The 25,433-nt window shown below is 35.4% G+C and carries 13 protein-coding genes and 1 CRISPR repeat array; of the genes, 2 read left to right on the top strand and 11 right to left on the bottom strand.

The window, feature by feature from the left end:
- Window positions 1-228: 228 nt before the first annotated feature.
- The 5 genes from ACR1PN_RS01335 to ACR1PN_RS01315 form a co-directional block, all read right to left on the bottom strand.
- Window positions 229-1,224 carry a bile acid:sodium symporter gene (locus ACR1PN_RS01335; protein WP_433978551.1) on the bottom strand — a complete coding sequence of 332 codons (996 nt, stop codon included), beginning with the start codon at window positions 1,222-1,224 and terminating at the stop codon, window positions 229-231.
- Between the two features lie 470 nt (window positions 1,225-1,694).
- Window positions 1,695-3,854, bottom strand: a complete 2,160-nt coding sequence (locus ACR1PN_RS01330) for a glycoside hydrolase family 97 protein (RefSeq protein ID WP_433978550.1) — start codon at window positions 3,852-3,854, stop codon at window positions 1,695-1,697.
- Between the two features lie 95 nt (window positions 3,855-3,949).
- Window positions 3,950-5,020: a SusE domain-containing protein gene (locus tag ACR1PN_RS01325; protein WP_433978549.1), complete on the bottom strand. Its 1,071-nt coding sequence runs from the start codon at window positions 5,018-5,020 to the stop codon at window positions 3,950-3,952.
- A gap of 22 nt (window positions 5,021-5,042) precedes the next feature.
- The gene (locus ACR1PN_RS01320; protein WP_433978548.1) at window positions 5,043-6,635 is read right to left on the bottom strand and encodes a RagB/SusD family nutrient uptake outer membrane protein; all 1,593 of its coding nucleotides are present in this window, start codon (window positions 6,633-6,635) and stop codon (window positions 5,043-5,045) included.
- 10 nt (window positions 6,636-6,645) lie between these two features.
- Window positions 6,646-9,366, bottom strand: a complete 2,721-nt coding sequence (locus tag ACR1PN_RS01315; RefSeq protein WP_433978547.1) for a SusC/RagA family TonB-linked outer membrane protein — start codon at window positions 9,364-9,366, stop codon at window positions 6,646-6,648.
- A gap of 333 nt (window positions 9,367-9,699) precedes the next feature.
- Here ACR1PN_RS01315 and metG point away from each other — a divergent pair, with 333 nt between their 5' ends.
- Window positions 9,700-11,736: a methionine--tRNA ligase gene (gene metG, locus ACR1PN_RS01310; protein WP_433978546.1), complete on the top strand. Its 2,037-nt coding sequence runs from the start codon at window positions 9,700-9,702 to the stop codon at window positions 11,734-11,736.
- Window positions 11,737-11,931: 195 nt separating this feature from the next.
- Here metG and ACR1PN_RS01305 read toward each other — a convergent pair whose 3' ends face one another.
- From ACR1PN_RS01305 to typA, 4 genes are all read right to left on the bottom strand, one after another.
- Window positions 11,932-13,536: a glycoside hydrolase family 10 protein gene (locus ACR1PN_RS01305; protein WP_433978545.1), complete on the bottom strand. Its 1,605-nt coding sequence runs from the start codon at window positions 13,534-13,536 to the stop codon at window positions 11,932-11,934.
- A gap of 149 nt (window positions 13,537-13,685) precedes the next feature.
- Complete coding sequence (locus tag ACR1PN_RS01300) at window positions 13,686-15,101, bottom strand: MFS transporter (RefSeq protein ID WP_433978544.1); 1,416 nt, start codon at window positions 15,099-15,101, stop codon at window positions 13,686-13,688.
- Window positions 15,102-15,135: 34 nt separating this feature from the next.
- The gene (locus ACR1PN_RS01295; protein WP_433978543.1) at window positions 15,136-16,458 is read right to left on the bottom strand and encodes a DcaP family trimeric outer membrane transporter; all 1,323 of its coding nucleotides are present in this window, start codon (window positions 16,456-16,458) and stop codon (window positions 15,136-15,138) included.
- 354 nt (window positions 16,459-16,812) lie between these two features.
- Window positions 16,813-18,621, bottom strand: coding sequence for a translational GTPase TypA (typA, locus tag ACR1PN_RS01290; RefSeq protein WP_072956481.1), 1,809 nt, complete (start codon window positions 18,619-18,621; stop codon window positions 16,813-16,815).
- A gap of 359 nt (window positions 18,622-18,980) precedes the next feature.
- Between typA and ACR1PN_RS01285 the strand changes: the two genes are divergently transcribed.
- Window positions 18,981-21,392, top strand: coding sequence for a hypothetical protein (locus ACR1PN_RS01285; RefSeq protein WP_433978542.1), 2,412 nt, complete (start codon window positions 18,981-18,983; stop codon window positions 21,390-21,392).
- A gap of 83 nt (window positions 21,393-21,475) precedes the next feature.
- Window positions 21,476-24,141: a CRISPR direct-repeat array (repeat unit 47 nt; unit sequence GTTGTGAATTGCTTTCAAAAATTATTATCTTCGTGATTAGTCACAAC).
- A gap of 58 nt (window positions 24,142-24,199) precedes the next feature.
- Here the strand turns inward: ACR1PN_RS01285 and cas2 are convergent.
- Together cas2 and cas1 are read right to left on the bottom strand one after the other, a co-directional pair.
- Window positions 24,200-24,538, bottom strand: a complete 339-nt coding sequence (cas2, locus tag ACR1PN_RS01280) for a CRISPR-associated endonuclease Cas2 (protein ID WP_007842732.1) — start codon at window positions 24,536-24,538, stop codon at window positions 24,200-24,202.
- Window positions 24,535-25,428 carry a type II CRISPR-associated endonuclease Cas1 gene (cas1, locus tag ACR1PN_RS01275; RefSeq protein ID WP_433978541.1) on the bottom strand — a complete coding sequence of 298 codons (894 nt, stop codon included), beginning with the start codon at window positions 25,426-25,428 and terminating at the stop codon, window positions 24,535-24,537. Before cas1 ends, cas2 begins: the two co-directional genes overlap by 4 nt.
- Window positions 25,429-25,433 lie beyond the last annotated feature (5 nt).

Genomic DNA, 25,433 nt, shown 5'->3' with positions numbered 1-25,433 from the left:
TCAATACAGTAATTCCCTTTTAAGTAGCTTCTTTGAATGCGTATTTCACAGATTCCGTCAACGTTAAAGTGCACAGATAAGAAAAAACAAATAAAATTCCTTATTTTCATGGATCAGTCATGAGCTTTTTGCATGTTTTAGGCATATCTTCTCCATTGTAACAGCAAAAGCTGATAATACAACTTCTTTCTAGATTAATTTTATCATTTTTTTAAAAAATTATTGAATTTAAGATCCGAGAACCTCCATCCGTTTTGCAATCTTGTTGGCTAACCAGCTTACATAAAATAACTGGAAGCTATGGTAAATCATGACAGGAAGCAGAAATAACACTTTTTGTTCATCCGGAATTCCTAAAACCAACAGAAATAAGCTTCCGTGAACCAACGATTTTTTAGAACCGCAGAATGTCGTTGTGATGACATCTTTTGCCTTAAAATGTAATCTTTCAGCGAAAAATTTAAGAATATAATACACCGAGAAAAACAGAAAAATGACACTGAAAGCCAGAATTAAAAACACCAATGAGGGAACCGAAGCGAAAATATTTTCGATAAATGCACTTGAAAAGCTTTCATATACAATCAGTAAAATAATCAGCCGGTCAAATTCGGCGATAATGCTTGAATATTTTGTCACCCATTTTTTGAATATCGGATTTAATAAAACTCCTAAAATAATCGGAAATAAAACTTTAATCAAAAGCTGCTCAATTATTTCAGTCTGATTGCCTGAAAAAGAGCTTGAAACTAGAAAAAAACTCATCAAAAGCGGCGTCATGATAATTCCGATCAAGCCGGAAATTGATGCATTAAAAATTGCTGAAGTCACATTCCCTTTGGCAATGGAAACCATTACAACCGATGAGGAAACGGTTGAAGGTAAACTTGAGAGGAAAAATACCGAAAGCCAGATATTATAATACTCCGAATCTTTTACGAACGGATAGAATAGTAAGACCAATAAAGGAAACAGGATAAACGTTCCCGACTGAATCAGCAGATGCGATTTCCAGTTGGAAACATCTTTTACGACTTCTTTAAGGTTTAGTTTTAAACCATATAAAAGGAAAATTCCGGCAATTCCCCAATCAATAAATGCGGAAAGGTTGAAATACTGGTTGTAAGACGGTTGAAAAGGAATCAGTTTTGCCAGTAAAACCATGGCGACCAGCAAAAGTAGAAAAGTGTTTTGTTTGGTAAAAATTTTAGTAATCAGCTTCATTACATATCATTTATAAAAGAAAAATTCAGTACATGAAAAATAAAAAGTTTTTTACCGCAAAAGAATCAAAAGAAATGACTTAAAAGATAGAATTCAAAAGTTTACAAAAAGTAAAATTTAATTTAGAGCCGGTTTAAATTTTTTTTAATAAATTTTTATAGCTCTTTCTTAATTTGTCTAAATTAAAATAAACTTTGTTTATTCTTTTTCTTAACATTAAGTAATTCAGTTAATTAATTTCTTTTCGGCTAAAAAATCAATAAAATTGATTTTTATTAAGTTTTTTAAGCTAAATACTCTTAATTTCTTAATGTTAAAAGCAAATTATAAATTTAAACAGACTCTTACAGTTTGTTTTATTTGCTTTTGAATCACTTAATCTTTTGTTGCTTTTGTGGTAAAAAAAGATCATGCAGTAAAATAAAAATCCTTAAAGTTTTTGGCTTTAAGGATTATAAATTTACGGATTTTTATTTTATTGGCTTGATCGATACTGCAAAACCTCCGCTTCGAACCATCTTAAAATTAATTTTAGATTTGCTCGTAATCTGCTTTTTGTAGATATTATAGCTTTGAGGATTGTTGATATAATCTGCATCTTTACCGTCTTCATAGATCGTTGCTTCGTATTTCTGACCTTTATCCAGGAAAGAGAAGTCTACAGTGTACTCACGCTTATTTTCATCGGTGATTCCACCTACGAACCAGTTTTCTGTGCCTTTCGCTTTTCTTGCGGTCACAACATAATCCCCCGGTTCTGCCGATAAGATTTTCGTATCGTCCCAATCTGCAGCCACATCTTTGATAAACTGGAAGGCATCCATGTGCTTCTTATAGTTTTCAGGCAAATCGGCAGCCATTTGTAGCGGCATGTACATCGTTACATATAGCGCTAACTGCTTTGCCAACGTCGTTTTTACGAAACGGGTATCTCCAGGGAAATAATAATCTAATTTTGTCTGGAAAATTCCCGGTGTGTAGTCCATAGAACCACCCATCCAACGGGTAAACGGAAGAATCGTCTGGTGATCAGGATTGTTTCCTCCGAAAGCTTCATATTCCGTTCCACGAGCTGCTTCAGCAGAAATATAGTTTGGATAGGTACGGCTTTCTCCCGTCGGACGAACCGATTCGTGAGAATTTACCATGATTTTATACTCGTTGGCCTTCTCTGCAATTCTGTAATAGTGATTGATTGTCCATTGAGAATAATGATGCTCCCCTCTCGGAATAATATCACCTACATAACCAGTTTTCACAGATTTATAACCATATTTATTCATCAGCTGGAAAGCTTTATCTGCCCATCTTTCATAGTTTGTTGCTGAACCTGACGTTTCGTGGTGCATGATTAAATCAATTCCTTTTGAATGTGCATACTCATTCAGCATTTTGATATCAAAATCCGGATAAGGGGTAATGAAATCGAACACATATTCTTTTGAACGGCCGAACCAGTCTTCCCAACCTATATTCCAGCCCTCAATTAAAAGTCCTTGGAAACCATTTTCTGAAGCAAAATCGATATATTCTTTCACTTTGGTATTGTTTGCCGCATGTTTTCCGTTAGGTGTTAATTTAGAAAAATCTGTTGCTCCCAAACGAACGTTGGATTCCGGCTGACCATAGGCCCACTGAGATTTTCCGATGATCATTTCCCACCAAACACCCATGTATTTTGTGGGTTTAATATAAGATGTGTCGGTATATTTTGTAGGTTCGTTCAGATTAAAAATCATCTTAGAATCCATTACCTCTTCAGCTTTTGGTGAAACGATAATAGTTCTCCAAGGCGTAACCATCGGCGTCTGCATATATCCTTTCGCTCCCTGTCTGTCGGCTGTCAGGTGCGTTTTAAATTTAAAGTTTGCAGCATCCACTTCAAGGTGTGAAGCCGGATAATCCAGCACTGCCGCTTCTGCAAGATTGATATATAAAGGCTCTTTTCCTTCTCTTTTAAGCATTAAAGGCGACTGAACCGCATTTTTAATCAAAGTCTGAGAAGCATTGGCGTCTGCTGCTTTTGGCCATCTTGCAGGAATTTCAGAAATTTTTGTCTCCTGATACTGATATTCCTGAGAATCGTAATCAGCAACGATCCACCATGCTTTCATATCAGATGGAAGATCGATTTCAGAATCTTCTTCTCTGATGACGAAATAGTTCAGGTTTTTCTGTTGAGGAAATTCATATCTGAAACCCAAACCATCATTAAACAATCTGAATTTTACCACAATGCTTCTTTCAGTGGTTGCCTGGTTCAGCGTCACAGCCAATTCGTTGTAATGGTTGATATAATTTTTCTTTTCACCCAAAACCGGCTGCCAGGTTTCATTTTTAGAATCCCTTTTTTCGTCTGTTTTTGTGAAACCACCGTTCAGATCAAATTTTGCATCTTCAGGCTTAGCAATTTCCGACGCAAATTTTATAGAAGTATCTTTAAATAATCTCAATCCCAATTTGGAATCTTCAACTACTGTTTTCCCGTTATATTTAAGATTGTAGTAAGGAACACCCTGCTTCAACTGAAAATCCATCTCGAATTTCCCATCGGGTGATTTTAAAGACTGTGCATTGACACCCGCAAACATCATTGAGAGCAAAACTGCTCCAACTGTAATTTTCTTCATAATGACTATTTATAAACTTTAAAAATAAAGAAAGTGCTGTTGTAAAGCAGCACTTTGCTATGTAATTCAAATTAAATTAATATTGGCTGTTAATTTTAATATACTGGAATAAAGGAGAATTCACCCGTTATATCATTAAAATAAACATCATAATTAAATGCAGTACTTACAGGAATATTCCCTCCTCCAAGATCAGCTACTCCAAAAAACTCTTGAGCTACTCCCCAATTGGTTCCCCAATCATGATTCGCTCTGAATTTAAATTCACCAGAATTAAGTGCTACATTTTTCTTCACCCATATATGAGAATCAAATGTGGTTTTTTGCAAATCTACATCTGTACTCCAATCTCCTGAAGCTGTTCCAATCATAGAGATACTTGTATAATTTGTTGATGGTGATGGAATTGAGGTCAAGGTATATGTTAATGCTGTAGTATTAATAGTAAGCTTATAGTAACCGGCAGTTGCAACAGTAATGTTTCCAGATCCACCGCTTGTACTTAAAATACCCGGAGAATCCATTCCGTACTGAGGATCCCAATTTCCAGGAGTTTTTATTATTTTAAAAGCTCCTTGCGCAAAATATCCTGTATAAGAATAATTACCTGCTACTGATGCTTTCTGTAATGGAAGAAATTTAGTATTTGTAACCTCATTCGTCCATCCTGCAGCTGTTGCATCACCGATTAGGTATAAATCTGTATAATTATAAACTGGACCTAAGAAATAGGGAGTAACATTCAAAGTAATAGCATTTGAATAATACGCACCCTGCCCAACCATTGTTCTCAGCCTAATTTCGATTTCAGTTGCAACATCTGGAGTCGCACCCAATGCCAGAGCAATAGTATTCAATTCTTTGTTTGTAAATTCTAGCGGAGTATCTACAGCATCAATATTAGATGCCCCTACAAAGTTTTTCCCTTTTATCGCAAATTGTAATTGCTGAGTAGAAACAACGGATAAATCAAATGCGGCTTTAGACCAAGCTACATTCAAGACATTATCATCTGGACTATTTTTATCTAAGATAAGGGTTGTTTGGCTGGAAGTAATTTTAGCCTGAGTGATTTCATTTAAAACTGCCTGATCTTCATCTTTTTCGCACGACACAGCCATGATTGCGAGAAAAGCTACTGTGAATATTTTGAAAATATGTTTCATTTTTAGATTCTTTTTTTAAAATTTAATATCCAGGATTTTGTATAAGATTAGGATTTGCTGTCAAATCTGTATTTGGTATAGGATAAAGCTTTCTAAAGTCTTCAACCGCTCTACCATCTTTTACACCGCCTTTAAATGGCCACAAATAAGACCCAGAAGTAAACTTATTAAATCTGATCAGATCTGTTCTTCGTGTTGCCTCCCAGGTAAGTTCTCTAGCTCTTTCATCTAAAATGAAATCCAAATTGATGGATGCAACATTTCCTGAAGTATTTCCATAAGCTCTTTGTCGCAGCAGATTTATATATTGTAATGCCGTAGCATTAGAACCTCCGCCTCCTCTTAAAACTGCTTCAGCATAAATTAAATAAGCCTCTCCGAGTCTGAAAAGTGGAAAATCTGTATCTACATATAATCCTGTATCATCAGAACCCTTGGTTCCGTCTTTCTTTAAATTCTTAAACTTAATCAATGGATATCCGTCTGTAAATACAGTCTGACTGTTGATTTCAAGATTTTGCCCATCTGTGTAGAATCTTCCTCTTTTATCAAGTGTACCAGTAGCATTCGGAAAAAGATTGACAATATTTTTTGTAGATCGCAATCCGCCCCATCCACTGTTAATACCAAATTGTTCCGGTGGCATCGTTCCACCTACTCCTGCATGAATAATATAAGTTGTACCACCGTATGTTCTTGTATTTATTCCATCAAAGTTTACTGAGAAAATAACTTCATTATTTGCTACATTGTTGTCAGCTAAAAATAATTCATCATAATTTGTTTTTAGAGAATATCCTGCATTAATAACTTTTTCAGCATATACTCTGGCATCAGAATATCTTCCTTGCCCAGTATACACCTCAGCATTAAGATACAGTTTTGATAACAGCATCCAGACAGCGGCTTTGTCTGCACGACCATATTCATTGGTTCTGGGATCTTTCAAAAGATTCTCTAACTCTTTTAATTCATTTTCAATATATGCGAAAAGAGCTGCTCTATCAATTCTTGGAGGTGGGGTAATTCCCACTTCGGTAGCTTCCGTTACAAAAGGTCCATTTCCAAACAGGTCTATAGCATGGAAATAGCTTAACGCCCTCATAAATCTGGCTTCATTTCTGAATAATCTTGATTCGTCTGCATTTGCTCCCGTAATATTTCTTGAAGCTAATTTTTCATCTGAAGTCTCTCTGATAAATTCATTTGAAATAGCAATCTGATAATAAATTCGGTAATAAAGAGCCCGAATAAAATCATTGCTTGCCGACCAATTCATATTATGAAGATCGGGTAAGGAAGGGTCATTCCAAGCTACGACTGCTTCATCAGTAGGCAATTCCTGTAATTGAAAATACTGTCTGAGATAGTTTGAAGTACCACCATCAATACCACCGATATCTGGATCTCCGTCTCCGCCATTTTGCCCACTTACTGCTAATCCTGCGTATATTTTAGCCAAAACTGATTTGTAATTTGCAAAATCGGCATACACAGATGCCGATGTTACTTCAGATTCGGGCATCCTATTCAAATCGTTTTCACATGAAGTAAGAAATAAAACTGCAGCGATTCCCGCAGTAAATATTGTTTTGTTAATATATCTAAATGTCATGATAGTTTAATTAAAATTGAAAATTAAGTCCTAAAGAATAGATTCTTGGTCTCTGATATAAATTATTATCTATCCCATTAAAAACTTCAGGATCCAAACCACTGTATTTTGTAATCACAAAGGCGTTCTGAACAGATCCGAATACTCTTATTTTAGAATTCTTGCTGATAAAACTTGCGAAATTATATCCTAAATTGATATTATCCATTCTAATAAAGGATGCATTTTCCACGTAATAATCTGATTGATATTGTGCTCTGTTGAAACCTGTATCAAAATAACTGGTGTGGATATTCTGGAGATATCCGTTATTTTTTATTCCCTGTAAGTTACCGTATTGGGAAGCCACATTATTATAAACATAATTTCCAATACTAGCTCTCATTGTAAATCCTAAATCAAAATTTTTATATGTAAATTTTGAAGAAAATCCTAATAAAACATCTGGTGCCGGCGATTTGTATTTGTATAAATCTGAGTTGTTAATAACTCCATCTCCGTTTCTGTCTACATACGCGCCTTCTATAGGTTTTCCTGCATTATCGTAAACCTGCTGATATACATAAAAAGCATTAGGCTGGTATCCCTGAGAATGTACCTGAATCATCGTACCCGTTCCTCCCCCAATACCACCGGTAAGAACTTCTGTGGAAGCAAGATTCGTGATTTCAGATCTATAATGTGTTGCATTAACGTTAAATTCCCAAGTGAAATTATCTTTCTCAATTGCTCTTACATTAACATTTGCTTCAATACCTCTGTTTCTCATATCACCAATATTTGTGAGTAACAGATTGGTAAGATTTGCTCCTGCAGGAACTGGTACAATACTTAATAAATCTTTTGATTCTTTTTCGTAAACTTCGATAGAACCACTAATTCTGTCTTTTAAAAAACCGAAATCTAATCCTATATTCTTAGTTGTTGTTGTTTCCCACTTTATGTTTTTATCATACCCCTGGGCTCTTAATGTATTATAAAAATCATCTCCTATCTGATAGGTTGCTCCTGCATCTGACACCACATATCTTGCAAGATAAGGATAGTCATTATTTTGAATATCCTGCTGACCTGTTTGTCCCCAACCTGCTCTTAATTTTAAACTTGAAAGTACTTTTGAGTCTTTAAGGAAGTTTTCCTGGTCAATTTTCCAGGCGAGCGCTACTGAAGGGAAATAACCCACTCTATTATCTTCGCTAAATCTGGAAGAAGCATCTCTTCTTAAAGTTGCCGTTAAAAGATATTTATTATTGAATGTATAATTAAATCGTCCAAAATAAGAAAGAATGGTATTCTGAGTAAAAATATCTCTTCCGCTTTTCGGATTGCTAAGTCCGGTTCCATAAATTGTTGGTGCAAAAGGTTCAGACCTCTGCCAGTCCTGGTAAGAATATCCTAATGTCAAATCAAAAGTAGATTTAAGAGATTCAACTGTCTTAAGATAATTTAAATAAAAATCTAAAAGTTTATTTTTCTTCTCCTGAGTATATCTTCGATAAGTTCCTTTCTCATAATAATTCATAGCAGCAGAAGGAAGAACTGTTGTATTTCCATTAGAATCACTATAGTCGTACCCTAAATTCAAATTAGCTCTTAATTCAGGCAAGAAATGAAACTTATAATCAAACTGAATATTTCCTAAAACTCTTCTAACATAAGAAAGATCAAATCTTTGGTTCAACATAGAAACCGGATTCTTAGTAGCGTTGGTATTGGGGTCTCCATTAGCTTGCAGCCATTCCCAGTAACCACCATATTTTGTGAAACTAGGATCGTAAACAGGTTTGGTAGGATCAAATACAACTGCAGCCCCTATCGCTCCATCATCTTTAAATCTGTTTTCAACATAGGTTCCTTTTACATTAAAGTTAATTTCAAGGTGTTTATCGAAAAATTTAGGATTCAAATTTAATGAAACTGTAGTTCTTTCAATATTATTAGTCTTAATGATTCCATCCTGATTCAAATAACCTAAAGATAATCGATAAGGAAGATTTTTTACACCTCCTGAAAGAGATACTGAATTATCAAACCCTAATGCTGTCTGATAAATTTCATTTTGCCAGTTTGTATTAGAGTTTCCTAATAATTGTTGGAAAGCAGGCTCTGCTTGGCTCATTACAACATCTCTGAATTGGTTGGTCGACAACATTTTAATATTGCCCATTTTCTCATAGATAGAAGTTGTAGTTGTATAATTTAGTTTTACACGTCCTGAAGTGCCTTTTTTAGTTGTAATAATTATTACACCATTAGAGGCTCGGCTACCGTAAATAGCAGTCGCAGAAGCATCTTTTAAAATATTGAAGCTTTCGATATCATTTGGGTTAATTAAAGCCAAAGGATTAGCAGCACCACTTATTCCTGTTGCATCTACAGGTACACCATCAATCACAATTAATGGATCATTACTAGCATTTAAAGAAGCCCCTCCTCTAATTCTAATTGTTGATCCTGCTCCGGGAGCACCACTGTTATTTGTAATCTGGATACCGGAAGCTTTACCTTGGATTAACTGCTCAGGAGAATTAATACTTCCTTCATTAAAGTCTTTAGCAGATATAGCGGTTACAGAACCGGTTAAATCCGACTTCTTCTTAGCTCCATACCCAATTAAAACAACTTCCTCTATTTTTTTCTCTTTCAAAGAGTCATTTGTCTGCGCATGAATTATCGTACTTGCCAATAAAAATGCAGGCGCAATTTTTAATACTGTTGTAAAATTTTTCACAATATCGTTTTTATATAGTTTCGTTTTCTCAAGATTATGGTGTTACACCATATGCCGCAATTTAAAAAAAATTAATAATTATGTTAATTTTAATTAAAATTAGGTTAAAATTGTGTACATTAATCGTAAATTTTTATTTAAGAAATTGAATTATAAACTATTATATTAAAATATGCATTACATAACATAGAGATGATATTAACAAAAAGTTAAACAATTGTTTAACAAAATAAAATATTTACGCTCCAAAAATGCTTTATAGGCTTCGGAAAACACTAATTTTCCAACTTTCGAGGATTATCCCTATCTTTGTGCTTCAAAACTTTACTATAAATGTCAAACAGAAAGATGATTACGGCAGCTTTGCCTTATGCAAACGGACCGGTTCATATAGGGCATTTGGCAGGAGTGTATATTCCTGCAGATGTTTATGCAAGATTTCAGAGAAGATTAGGAAAAGATGTAGCGTTTATCTGCGGGTCGGATGAGCATGGAATTCCTATTACCATAAGAGCAAAAAAAGAAGGGGTCACTCCACAGGATATTGTTGATAAATACCACGAAATCATCAAAAAATCGTTCTCAGATCTGGGGATTTCTTTTGATGAATATTCAAGAACAACCTCAGCGAATCACCGCGAAACAAGTCAGGATTTCTTTAAGGTTCTTTATGAAAAAGGGAAATTTACAGAAGAAATGTCTGAGCAGTATTTTGACGAGCAGGCTGGAGAATTCTTAGCAGACCGATATATTGTGGGAACTTGCCCGAATTGTGGCAATGAAAATGCTTATGGTGACCAATGTGAAAGATGTGGTTCCACCCTTTCGCCTTCAGAATTGATTAATCCAAAATCAATGTTGAGCGGAAATGTTCCGATTTTAAAAGAGACTAAAAACTGGTATTTACCGTTAAATGAATATGAAGATTTCCTGAACGAATGGATTATCGAAGGTCACAAAGATGATTGGAAACCGAATGTTTACGGACAGGTAAAATCCTGGTTAAACGACGGTTTGAAACCTCGTGCCATGACCAGAGATTTGAACTGGGGCGTTCCCGTTCCGCTTCCGAATGCTGAAGGAAAAGTACTTTACGTATGGTTTGATGCACCGATCGGATATATTTCTTTCACCAAAGAATGGGCTGCGAAAAACGGAAAAGACTGGAAAGATTATTGGCAAAGTGAAGGAAGTGATTTGGTTCACTTTATCGGAAAGGACAATATTGTATTCCACTGTATTATTTTCCCGGCAATGATGAAGGCTCATGGCGATTTCATTATGCCGAAAAACGTTCCTGCTTTTGAATTTTTGAATCTTGAAAACGATAAAATTTCAACTTCAAGAAACTGGGCGGTCTGGGCGCATGAATATGTAGAAGATTTCCCGGGACAACAGGATGTTTTGAGATATGCTCTACTTTCATCTGCTCCTGAAACGAAGGATAATAATTTTACATGGAAGGATTTCCAGACAAAAAACAACTCTGAATTGGTTGGGATTTTCGGGAACTTTATCAATAGAGTTGCGGTTTTGATTCATAAATATTATGATGGAATCGTTCCTCAAGGTGATGTAAATGCGCCTGAATTAGCTGAAATCAACAAAGCAGCAAAAGAAATTTCAGGCTTCTTGGAAAACTATGAATTTAGAAATTCTTTAACAGCTTTAATGAATTTAGCTCGTTTTGGGAACCAGTATCTTCAGACAGAAGAGCCTTGGAAAACTATTAAAGATAATCCTGAAAAAGCTGGACATTCTTTATTTGTGGGAGCTCAGATTTCAGTTGCTTTGGCTCAGCTGTGTGAGCCATTCTTGCCTTTTAGCTCAGAAAAATTGCTCACTATGTTTAATGTTCAGAAATCGGATTGGAATGATGTTGAGACGAAATCTGTTCTAATTGAAACAAGTCATAAAATCAATGAAGCCTCTCTTCTTTTCTCAAAAATTGAAGACGACGTCATCGAAGCTCAAATCCAGAAACTGGAAGATACCAAACAAAACAATAAAAAAACAAACCCTAACGCCAACCCTATGAAAGACGAAATCACTTTTGATGATTTTACGAAAATCGACTTGAGAACAGCAACGATCACTGAGGCTGAGAAAGTAGAAAAAGCTGATAAATTATTAAAACTAACCGTTGATACAGGTGTTGACGTAAGAACTGTGGTTTCTGGGATTGCAGAAAGCTTCACTCCGGAAGAAGTAATTGGAAAACAGGTAATGATTTTATTAAATCTTGCTCCAAGAAAAATCAGAGGCATTGAATCTCAGGGAATGTTGTTGCTGACGACAAAACCAGACGGAAAATTATCTTTTGTAACACCGGATGACAGCAACGTTGAGAACGGGATTGAAATTGGATAATTCTGATATTTAGATAGAAAAAACGACGCAAAATTTGCGTCGTTTTTTTATGATTTAAATCTTTATAAAAATCAGACGTCTTAATTAAAGAAATTAGACGTCTTATTTGTTTAAGTTACAGGTCTTATTTTTTCAAATGAGACCTGTAAATTTTATAGTCAATTAGATTATTTATTCCAATGAAACAAATGTTTACTATTTTATCACCTTTTTCGCCATATAGTCACTCTCATTCCCAAGACGATCAATCGCTTTTACCGCGATAGCATTTAAAGTTTTCCCATCTTTAAACTTAGGAATTTCTTTTGAAAGTGTTTCTAAAGTCAGAATTTCAGTACTCCAAGCTCCGTCGTATTGTGTAAAAAGTACCCATTGGAAAACATTTGCTATTTTCTTTGAACTCCAACTGGTTTGCACAAAGCTTCCGTTGTCGTTGGTAAATAAAGTGGGTTTTTCCAAAGAAGTCGTTTTAATCCACGGACTTTTCGGTGTTAAAGCTTTTTCTTTGTATGGTCCGTTTTTCAAATTCGGAAGCATATTTGAGTTTTTCGTTAACCCCGCAATACTCCAATGAATTACGCCTGCATCATCGTTAAGAATTTGTCTCGTAAGTTCTACCTGGTTTTTAATTTCGCTCGGTCGGTCAGACGTTTTTACTTCAACGGTATTTAAGCCCGGCCAAAGATGACGGTTCATTGTGTTTTCAGATTTCCACCAGTTTAATAAAGCCGCAAAACCCTGTCCTTTTGAATCAATTGGCCAGTACAATTGAGGTGAAAAATAATCTACCCAACCATTATTTAGCCATAACTTAGCATCAGCAAACAATTCGTCATACTGAGAAGAACCGACAATTCCTTCGGGATAACCGGGTTTCCAGATTCCAAATGGACTGATTCCGAATTTCACATAATTTTTCTCTGCGTGAATTTCTTTATAAATTCTTTCCACAAATTTATTCACGTTATCTCTTCTCCAATCTCCTCTTGATAATGTTCCGCCTGAGCTTTGGTAAGCTGCCCAACTTTTATGATCCGGGAAATCTGCTCCTCGATTGTACGTGGCATACGGATAAAAATAGTCATCAAAATGTACGGCATCAATATCATATCGTTTCACAATATCTTTCACAACATTCGAAACGTGTCCCTGAGTTCGAGGATCTGCAGGATCAAACCAATACATTCCGTTTTTTAATCGAATCGTAATATCTGAAAGCTTCGTTGCCATCGATTGACTTGTCACTGCTCCACCGTTTGAATGATGCGCTCTGTACGGATTTAACCAAACATGAAGTTCCATTCCTCTTTTGTGAGATTCTTCAATCCAAAACTGTAAAGGGTCGTAATTTGGATAAGGCGGCTCCCCTGTTTTTCCGGTTAAGAAATATGACCATGGTTCCAGTTCACTCGTGTACAAAGCATCTGCAGAAGGACGCACCTGAAATACAACCGCATTAAAATGATTCTCCTGTAGCATATTCAACATATTGATGGCTTCCGTTTTTTGCTGTTCTACAGAAAGATTATTTCTTGATGGCCAGTTGATATTGGCAACACTTGCAATCCAGACTCCACGAAACTCACGTTTGATTGCCGGAAGATTTACTTTGAAATCTTCATCAACAGGAACTGCTGCAATTGGCGGAACAGATTTAGGATCTGGTCTTTTGACAGTACTTTTTGAAGTGTTTGTAGTTCTTGCGGGTTTATTCGATGTATTTTCTCTTACCGCACACGAAGTACTAAAAGATGCGAACAGACCTAATATACAGACTAATTTTATTTTAGTGATTTTCATATTTTATCCTAAGAAAGAATTTCAGAGTTCTTAAAAGACAAAACTAATGATATAAAGATAATATCAAAAATCTCACACTGTAAAATTTAGTTAAAACAAAAAAGTGCAGAACAAATCCTGCACTTCGATTAAATATGAAATATGAATAGTTAAATTTCTGAAAGATTTTCTGCACTAATCTGAGAATTTGCGGTTCCCATATTTTCTTCGTCCGTTAAATCTGTTTTATAAGTTTCAGGAACAAATAAGACATTAACGATAATAGCTAAAACAACAAGGAAAATAGGATAAGCCAATCCAATAAATGGTGTTAATGCAGCACTTACAACAAATGAAGTTTTAATGAATTCAGTTACGAAAGTTGTCGCACCACCAATAAAACCGTTCCCCATATTCTGTGCAAACCCCATACTTGTATAACGGATTTTTGTCGGGAAGATCTCCAGCATAAAGGCCCCTAAAGGTCCATAAGTTGCTGCTCCCGCTACAGAAAGTAAGAAGCTGATTCCCATAATCTGTAAAGTTGCTGCTGTACTGATTGGGTGAACTTCCGTTAAACCTTCAGGATTACCAATCTGCATAAACAAATAGAATGAAGTCGGAATTAATATTAAACTTGAAATCAACCCTCCGATTAGTACTTTTTTACGCCCGATTCTGTCACTTAAAGCTCCAAAATACTGGTAAAAATAAGCACTGAAAAGTGTGACAACTCCGGTAATCAATAAAACCGTGGTGTCTTCCAATTTTACCGCTCTCTGCATGAAGAATAAGGTAACGAATAAACTCGTCTGCATTACTGAGCTCTGCGCAGCATTTCCACCAAAGATTGCTTTAAGCATCGTTTTCACATTACCTTTCGTAGAAAACGCTTCTTTTACAGGTGCCTTACTTGTTTTTCCTGCTTTTTTTAATTCTTCAAAAACCGGACTTTCATGCAGTTTTTTTCTTGCAAAATAACTCAGCATAACCAAAACCGAACTTAATAAGAAAGGAATTCTCCAGCCGAAACTATTAAAATCAGCTTCAGACATTGAACTTCTTGTAATGAAAATCACTGTAAGACAAACCAACAATCCAATCGGAACTGTTGCCTGAATAAATCCTGTATAGAAACCTCTTTTGTTTGCCGGAGCGTGTTCCGCTACATAAATTACAGCACCTGCATATTCCCCGCTAATTGCCAAACCCTGCATTAATCTGCAAACCAACAATAAAATCGGAGCTGCCCAACCAATGCTGTTGAAATTAGGAATACATCCGATTAAAAATGTTGATGCCCCCATTAAAATCAACGAAAGTAAGAAAGAATATTTTCTTCCTATTTTATCTCCAATATTCCCGAAAATAAGCGAGCCAATCGGTCGGAACATGAATGATGAAGCAACGACTGCCAAAGTTTCCAGAAAATGTGAAGAGCCGTCTGAAGGGAAAAGATTCATCGAAAGCGAAGTCGCCAGAATAATCGCCAAAAACATATCATACCACTCAATCAGCGTTCCTGCCGATGAAGCGATAATAACGGTAAGGATATTGTTTTTAGGGGGTTGTATTGTATTATCCATATAATTAGTTTTCATTTAAATTTTAGAAATCATTTTAGAACATAAAGAAAGTAGCAAGGTGGAAACGGTTGTTTCTTGCATTGAATTCATTTCCGATTCCTCGTCCGTTACTTTGAGCATCACCCCATTTTGCAACGGTATTTTCAACTTCAAATCTAAGCTTGATGGTTTTACTTAAAGACCAATCAACTCTCGGAACAACTCTCCAAAGCTGATCTACACTTCTTCCACCTGTCGTTGCTGAAACTGCACCCCATGAAGAAGTTACCCCGTAAGTTGTTGCCACTCTTCCTTCAACCGGATCATCGGCTCCCATATTTTTTACAATTCCGGCGTATAAACCGAAAGCTACTTTTTTATCGGTTGTCTGCTGGAAATCAATCCATGCACTTCTTGTATTCATGGTACGGTAAAGATCATAAGTTCCTGGTTGAGAATAACCTATAAAACCTCCCAACATCACTAAAGAAGCAGCGTTCTGAGCCATCATTGCAGAAGCACTGATCATTAAAGGTTTTGTAATCACTCTTGCGTAAGCTAAAGCAGTAAAGCTTTTTACAGTTTCATTATTTACAATCGGAGGATTTCCTGACGACAATTGAGGTCTTAAAACTTCGTATTGTCCGGCTAAACCAGCAACGAAACTCTTAGATTTGTACTGAACCTGAAGGTGTGAAGAAGGAACTCCACTGTCCCGGTAAGGCGTTGTGTTTGGTGTAAAGTCACGTTGAGAATTAATTGCAGCAATTATTTTAAAATTTTCACTTAATTTATGCGTTAATCTGATTTGTGGATTTCTGTTTAATGCAAAAATCGGAGAGCCTGTACTGTAATTTACTACATTTGGAAGACAATCTAAAATCACCATCGGATGCCAATATTGACCAATTCCCAACTGTGTTTTTTCCCAATCTAAAGTAACGTAAGCGTGACGAAGCCTCAATTCATTAATCCCGGCTTCTGTGGCACCGAAAAATTCAGCCTCTAAAATACCGTTGGTTTTTGCTCCTAAAACATCCGGACCTTTTACATTGATTCCCGCTCTTGAAACCACTGAAAGCATGTGGAACTTCGGTGCATCATTTATGTCTACTCCATTCACATCCAAAGCTCTGTCTCTCGGATAAAGCGGAACTATATTTTCCCCGGCTCCAATATTTTGTCTTGTATCGTAAAAAGCATCATGCCTTATAAATCCATAGAAATTTACTTTTACGGCAGGTTCTTTTAGAATTTCTGCAGTTTTAGTCTGAATTAAAGTCAGAGAATCCGAAGCCACTTTATCAGTCTGAGCTGAAACAGTTGCCATTGTCATAAAACCAAGTAAAGCCAACAGCTTTTTTGTCTTTTTATCCATTATTAATTTTCAAGTATCGTTTTATTAATTCATTGCTTCGCTTTCAAACATACAATTATTTTCAAAACTAACAAATGTTCGTTAGTCAAAACAAATAAATGTATTTATGAAAAAATGAATAATATTATTTTTTAAACCTGAAAATTCACAATTAAAAGAAACAAAATCTACCGAAAAATAAATACTTTAGAATAATTACTTATCAAATATCAAAAACAAGCATCCATATATATTAAATTAGCAAAGTTTTTAATAACAATTGGAAAACAACATCAAAAATTGACAAATATCATAAATTACTGCATAAAAAAAGCTCCGAAAATCGGAGCTTAGTATATAGTTTTTAAAAAAGTTTTAAGCTTTTGCAGATCTTTCCACTCTTTTTCTTTCTTCTTCAGAAAGCAATTTCTTTCTCATACGGATGAAGTTTGGAGTTACCTCGATGGCTTCATCACCCTGGATATATTCCATACATTCTTCAAGAGAGAACAAGATTTTTGGCGCTACACCAGTATCCTTATCTTTACCTGAAGCTCTCATGTTGTTCAACTGTTTTGCTTCAACGATGTTTACCACCAAATCTCCCGGTTTGTTTTGCTCACCGATGATCATACCTGCGTAGATTTCCTCACCCGGATCAACGAAAAACTTACCTCTATCCTGTAATTTAGCAATAGAATATTCAGTTGCTGGACCTTGAGTTTTAGAGATCAATACCCCATTGTTTCTTCCAGGAATAGCACCTTTGAAAGGCTTATATTCTGTGAAACGGTGTGCCATAATAGCTTCTCCAGCAGTCGCGGTCAACATCTGAGAACGCAATCCGATCAAACCTCTTGAAGGAATTTCAAATTCCATGTGCTGCATCTCCCCTTTTGTTTCCATGATGTGAAGATCACCTTTTCTTTGAGTGGCCAAATCGATTACTCTTGAAGCAAATTCTTCAGGAACGTCAACAACCAAAGATTCATAAGGCTCTAATTTCTCACCATTTTCATCTTCTCTCAAAATAACCTGTGGCTGACCGATTGTCATTTCATACCCTTCTCTTCTCATTGTTTCAATCAAAACCGACAAGTGAAGAATACCTCTACCGAATACCAGGAATGTATTGGCATCATCAGTCTGCTGAACTCTTAATGCTAAATTTTTCTCTAATTCTTTTGTCAATCTTTCCTTCAAGTGATTAGAAGTCACATACTTACCGTCTTTACCGAAGAAAGGTGAATTGTTGATCGAGAACGTCATGTTCAACGTAGGCTCGTCAATTGCCGTTCTTTCCAATGGCTCAGGATTTTCAAGATCTACGAAAGAATCTCCGATCTGGAAAGCGTCGAAACCTACCACAGCACAGATATCACCTGCCTGTACTTCAGTTACTTTTTTCTTTCCTAAACCTTCGAAAACGTATAGTTCTTTTACTTTCCCTTTTACCACTTTACCGTCTGCCTGAGCAAGACCGATCCACTGAGATTCTTTAATTTCTCCTCTTGTTACTTTCCCGATGGCAATTCTTCCTAAGAAAGAAGAGAAATCAAGAGAAGTAATCTGCATCTGAAGATTACCTTCCGTTACTTTCGGAGCCGGAACATATTGTAAAATACCATCCAATAATGGCATAATGTTGTCAGTTTGTTCTAATGAAGTGTTGAACCATCCCTGTTTAGAAGAACCATAGAACGTAGGGAAATCCAACTGCTCTTCAGTCGCTTCCAGGTTGAAGAACAAATCAAATACCTGATCGTGAACTTCATCCGGACGACAGTTTGGCTTATCTACTTTGTTGATAACAACTAAAGGTCTAAGACCTAATTCCAAAGCTTTCTGAAGTACGAATCTTGTCTGTGGCATTGGTCCTTCGAACGCATCCACCAACAAAATAACCCCATCAGCCATTTTCAATACTCTTTCTACTTCTCCACCAAAATCGGCGTGACCAGGAGTATCAATAACGTTAATTTTTGTATCTTTATAAGTAACAGAAATATTTTTTGATAAAATGGTAATTCCTCTTTCTCTTTCAAGATCGTTGTTATCCATTATTAATTCTCCACTTTCCTGATTTTCTCTGAAAATGTTTGTAGCATGAATAATCTTATCAACCAGAGTCGTCTTACCGTGGTCAACGTGTGCGATAATCGCAATATTTCTAATGTTTTGCATGAATGATTTTTACGGGTGCAAAATTAATGATTTTTAATGAATTAAACATCATCAATATTAATTAATTAACAAATTCATAATGAGAGATTTGCCTTCCAATTGAAGTGTCTTGATTTGAAAATCATCAATTTAAGTTAAATAATACTTAAGTTTTCCGAGTTTTTTTACTCAACTATCAATTTGCTAAAAATTAAATAATTAAATCAATTTTTCATGAAAATTCATCTTGTTACAGTCGAATCTTCAATCTAAATAATGTGTAAATTAATAATGCGAACGTTATTTAATCATAAAATTGACTATTTATTTAGTATTTATTCTCTTTTTCACTAATTTGCGTTTTAATAATGTCGTAGATAATGAAAAGAATCATTATAGTCTGTTTTGCACTGGCTTCTTTTGGTCAGGCTTATTCACAACAATCTGCCGATAAGGCTCTTCAGTATTTAAACGAAAATTTTTCACAGGAGAATATTTATGTCCTTACCGATAAAGACCTGTATCTTTCTGGTGAAACAGTTTGGTTTAATGCAATGGTTCAGAGAAACTTTACCATATCAGATATTTCAACAAATTTCTTTATTGAGCTGTACGACCGAAATAAAAAGCAGATTTTGAGAAAACGATTTCCTATTTTTAATGGCTCTGCTCAAGGTAGCTTTCAGCTTCCGGAAAATCTTAACGAAGATATCTATTTCGTAAGAGCTTATACTCCAATGATGAGTAATCTGAGTGAAGATTTTCAGTATCTGAAGCAAATTCCGGTTTACAATCCTTCTTCACCGAAAAAATTAGTAAAAGATAAAACATCATCATGGTCTGTAACATTACATCCGGAAGGAAATACTCTTATACAGGGAAATCAGTCTAAAATTGCCGTAAGACTTCACAGCAAAGGTACTCCTCCATCTCAGTGGGAAGGCTATGTTATTGAAAAAGATCATCCTGAAAAGAAAATTTCAACCTTCAAAGGATTAGATGGCAATGTTGGCATTTTTTCATTTACTCCTGAAAAAGACAAAATCTATGAAGCTGTTGTTACTGATAACAATGGTCTACAAAAATCTGCGGTGCTTCCCAAAGCTTCTGAAACGGGGGTAAGTCTTCAGGTCATCAGTGAAAAAGACAATATTAAATATAAAATAAAAAACTCCGGAGAGGCATATCCTTACCTTACAGTAATTGCAAATATTGGGGAACAGGTTGTTTATAAGGCTAAAGTAAACCAGCTGAAAGATGCTTTCCAGTCGATTCCAACCGATCAGCTGATCAACAGCGTTTTGCAAATTACTGTATTTGACGATAAAGAAAACCCATTGGTAAGCAGAATATGTTTTGTGATGCCACAAGATCTTCACATTGCTGCTCCTGAGGTAAAGCCACAAACATTAAGCACAGAAAGAAGAGCTTTAAACTCTTTTGATATTAAACCTTTAAAAGATGTTATGAACTATTCTGTAGCTGTATTTGACCCTGAATATAAAAAATCATTACAAGATGAAAACTTTTTGAGCTCCTTATGGCTTACAAGTGTCATAAAATCTAAAATTGACCGCCCTGCACAATACTTTTCAGGCAAGATAAATCCTGAAGCTTTGGATGCTCTCCTCATTTCTGAACAGTGGAAAATGTTTGACTGGAAGGAAATTATTTCTGGAAAATATCCAAGTATTATTAATAATTCATCAAAATATATTTCTTACAAAGGGAAAGTTACCATCAATGCAAAACCTGCCGCTCAACAGACACTCATTATGTTTGTGGAGGGAAATAAATCAGACAGGGAAATTCTTCAGGCTGAAACAGACAGCAACGGAGAGTTCTTTTTCGACAATATGATTTTTGAAAAACCTATAAAAATCACCTACCAACTAAATGGAGCCAATGCATCATTGAAAAGCAGAACCAATGTATTTATCAATCCTGCCAATACATTTATTCCTTTAAAAAAAGATTTACCCGAAATAGAAGGCTACCAACTTGTAGAGAGAATCACCTCATCAGAAACCTCTCAGCCTGCTGAACTGACCAAAATTATTGAGGCAAAAAAATCTAAGAAAGAGTATGATGAAAAAATCGTAAACATCGAAGAAGTAAAGATAAAAGCTAAAAGAAAAAACCTTACTGAAGATCTCAATAAAAAACTCAGCAGCCCGCTCTACAGAAGTATGAATGAAGTTGTTTTTGACTTTGTGAATGATAATCAATCAGCGGCAAGCTCACCTAATATCTTACAATGGCTTCAGGGACGTGTTGCCGGATTAACAATCAACAATGAAAACGGAAATCCTACGCCATACATCAGACAAGGTAAAGCAAATATCTACTTGGATGAAATGTTGGTGGATGCAAATGCTCTCAGCGGAATACCTGTCGCTAATATTGCCATGGTTAAAGTCATTAAAGAAGGTGGTCTTGGCATGAGTGGCGGCGGAAATGGTGGTGTTTTAATTTACACAAAACGAGGAGACACTCAGACTTCGGTCGAGAACAAGCTTTCCAATATGATAGATTTAAATTTCTTTGTGATGGAAGGATACAATGAGTCTGAAGAATATCCTGATTCCGACTACGGAAATTCTGAACTCTCAAAAATAAGCACCGATTACAGACCTGTATTGTTTTGGAATCCTGTTTTTGAAATTGATGAAACTTCTCCCGCAATAATTAATTTTTACAATAATGATTCAGCAAAAAAATACCGTTTTATCATCATGGGATTCGATGCTGAAAAATATATACCTGTCTATTACGATAAGGTAATGCCTTGATAGTATACAATAAATTGCTTTCAAAAATCATTATGTTTCTGATTAATCACAGCATATCATAATTATAGGTCTCAATTGTCTAAGTTGTGAATTGCTTTCAAAAATTATTATCTTCGTGATTAGTCACAACCAAAATTTAATTGTTGATTACATACCAATAGTTGTGAATTGCTTTCAAAAATTATTATCTTCGTGATTAGTCACAACCATGCACTGGAAAAGAGCGTGTGAAGTCAAGTTGTGAATTGCTTTCAAAAATTATTATCTTCGTGATTAGTCACAACCATTGATGCCGTTCCGAATGCATTGATCATGTTGTGAATTGCTTTCAAAAATTATTATCTTCGTGATTAGTCACAACGCTTGAGCTACTCTTTTTACGTCGATAATAGTTGTGAATTGCTTTCAAAAATTATTATCTTCGTGATTAGTCACAACAGCTTGGAATAAAGGAACAATCAAAGGTAAGTTGTGAATTGCTTTCAAAAATTATTATCTTCGTGATTAGTCACAACTGTGGAACTTCAATCGAGTATCTTTCATTTGTTGTGAATTGCTTTCAAAAATTATTATCTTCGTGATTAGTCACAACAAAGGTGTGAGGAACTTAACACAAGTGGTAGTTGTGAATTGCTTTCAAAAATTATTATCTTCGTGATTAGTCACAACTTATCTGTAACAGATATTGATAACTTACCTGTTGTGAATTGCTTTCAAAAATTATTATCTTCGTGATTAGTCACAACAAAAAAATGAATGGAAAATCTATCAACATAGTTGTGAATTGCTTTCAAAAATTATTATCTTCGTGATTAGTCACAACAATGAAGTAAGCGCCAATTGTGCAGCATTAGTTGTGAATTGCTTTCAAAAATTATTATCTTCGTGATTAGTCACAACGCTTTTTGCAGATCCTCCACCGTTTTAGCAGTTGTGAATTGCTTTCAAAAATTATTATCTTCGTGATTAGTCACAACAAAGTCGACAAAGCAGCTTTAATCTACAATGTTGTGAATTGCTTTCAAAAATTATTATCTTCGTGATTAGTCACAACATTTCCGTACACGTCAACTCTTCTCCGAGTGTTGTGAATTGCTTTCAAAAATTATTATCTTCGTGATTAGTCACAACTCCCCCCCTGATTGGTGATTACATTTTCTAGTTGTGAATTGCTTTCAAAAATTATTATCTTCGTGATTAGTCACAACCTCTTGGGTCTTGCCCGAAACCAAGTGACATGTTGTGAATTGCTTTCAAAAATTATTATCTTCGTGATTAGTCACAACTCTTTAAATTTTGACCACAATACACGATAAGTTGTGAATTGCTTTCAAAAATTATTATCTTCGTGATTAGTCACAACACATACACAACATTACTAATGTATTCGTGAGTTGTGAATTGCTTTCAAAAATTATTATCTTCGTGATTAGTCACAACTACACATATCACCATAAGTAGACATTGGGCGTTGTGAATTGCTTTCAAAAATTATTATCTTCGTGATTAGTCACAACAATGCATTAACAGAAGCTAAATTGAATATAGTTGTGAATTGCTTTCAAAAATTATTATCTTCGTGATTAGTCACAACCATTCGTTTAATAAGGCCTTTTCAGGTGCTGTTGTGAATTGCTTTCAAAAATTATTATCTTCGTGATTAGTCACAACAGCAGGGAATTTCTAAAAGTTTACAGGACGGTTGTGAATTGCTTTCAAAAATTATTATCTTCGTGATTAGTCACAACTGTAGAAAATTGGATCACGGGAATTAAAGAGTTGTGAATTGCTTTCAAAAATTATTATCTTCGTGATTAGTCACAACGTTATGAGTGTAGTTAGTAAACAATTAAAAGTTGTGAATTGCTTTCAAAAATTATTATCTTCGTGATTAGTCACAACTATAAGAATCAGTGGACGGATAACCACCTTGTTGTGAATTGCTTTCAAAAATTATTATCTTCGTGATTAGTCACAACGAATTAATATACTTGGAATCTAAAACTTTAGTTGTGAATTGCTTTCAAAAATTATTATCTTCGTGATTAGTCACAACGAGCCGTTGCCGTGATAATTGACTTTGTAAGTTGTGAATTGCTTTCAAAAATTATTATCTTCGTGATTAGTCACAACTAATCCGTAATTAGGTGCTGATTGCTGCGTGTTGTGAATTGCTTTCAAAAATTATTATCTTCGTGATTAGTCACAACCGTCACGCCTTGCAATCCATCGTTTAGTCAGTTGTGAATTGCTTTCAAAAATTATTATCTTCGTGATTAGTCACAACTAAGCGCAGAAGATAGAGTTTCAGCAGGATGTTGTGAATTGCTTTCAAAAATTATTATCTTCGTGATTAGTCACAACTTCAAGAATACCATCAACAACACCTGATCAGTTGTGAATTGCTTTCAAAAATTATTATCTTCGTGATTAGTCACAACCCGAATGATTTATCAATAAGCACATCAACAGTTGTGAATTGCTTTCAAAAATTATTATCTTCGTGATTAGTCACAACTAGACAGAATTATTGATGCTGCGTGGGGACGTTGTGAATTGCTTTCAAAAATTATTATCTTCGTGATTAGTCACAACCGAAAATACAACGTTGTTGCCTCAAAGTGTGTTGTGAATTGCTTTCAAAAATTATTATCTTCGTGATTAGTCACAACACGTAGTTATGAAACCAAGAGCCGCGGTTGGTTGTGAATTGCTTTCAAAAATTATTATCTTCGTGATTAGTCACAACCTCAAAATTTAACCCACTGAATTACAGTGGGTTTATTGATTGTTTAGGATTCGAAAAATCAGAATAATTCCAGTTGTTGGAAGGTTGGAGGTGGTTCTTCTTTATTTCTAGCAAAGAAGATTTCAATATCACCAAACTGTTTATCTGTAATGCACATAATGGCAACTTTCCCTGCTTTTGGGAGCATAAATTTTACTCTTTTGATATGAACTTCCGCATTTTCCCGACTCGGGCAGTGGCGTACATACATCGAAAACTGAAATAAAGTAAAACCGTCATCAATCAAAGCCTTACGAAATCGATTGGCATCTTTCATATTAGCTTTGGTCTCAGTCGGTAAATCGTATAATACTAAAACCCACATAATTCGGTATGCATTAAACCTTTCGGCATTCATATCAGTTCAGGATAAGAAATCAGTCTTTTTTCGCCGGTATAACATTTATAAAGCGATGAAGCCGTCGTTTTCACAGCCACCAACAAAGGTCTTGTTTTACTGTCAATCATCACATCTTTGGTCGCAATCTGCAGAATATGTGCTTTAAATTCTTTCGTCAATTCTTCTGTTTCAGGATTTATTTTCAGCCATTGCATCACCAAAAGGTCAACAAACGGTCGGTAAGGTTCCATCAAATCGTCTGCAAGACAATACGGATTGTATTTATTCTTATGAAAAATTCCCAGGACAGGAAGTAACCCCGTTTCCACAATAGCTCTCGCTACAATACTTCTCAGAACAGCATAACCAAAATTGAAAAACTGATTGGGTGAATCTCCAAAACGTTGTCGAAGAAAATCAAGACTGATTAAATACTTCCAGTAATGTTGGGCCGCAATACCTTCCATATTGGTGATATCGCCAGACTTTACATTTTTTTGATATTCAATCATAGGCTCGTAATAATTTCCCAATCTTATTAAAACATTTTTCTGATTTTCAATCTTACATTCGACAGTCTGTTTCCAAAGCTGTTTTTTCAGTGGTTCGCTGGCTTCCAACTGATCTTTTACCCGATCTGAATGTTCCGTATGCCCATACAGCGGCAACATAATTCCGTGTGGAAGATGATGAGAATCACAACTTACCACCACCACATTATTGCCCATCATTTTTTGAATCAGATTATGAGAAATCGTAATCTGAAAATGATCCAACATTAAAAGTCCCAAGTCTTCCACAGGTACACTACCCTTTTCCGTTTTGGTTTCCGGGCAGAGAATTTTCATATGCTCATCTTTTAATTTGAGGTAAGCGGGATTGCCAATATAGATGGAGCGGGTAATCATTTTAT

Origin of the sequence: Chryseobacterium sp. RLHN22 (assembly GCF_051011795.1) — a bacterium.
Classification (GTDB): domain Bacteria; phylum Bacteroidota; class Bacteroidia; order Flavobacteriales; family Weeksellaceae; genus Chryseobacterium; species Chryseobacterium zhengzhouense.
Note: the sequence above shows the minus strand (reverse complement) of the source record. Positions and strands in the feature narration are given on the sequence as shown.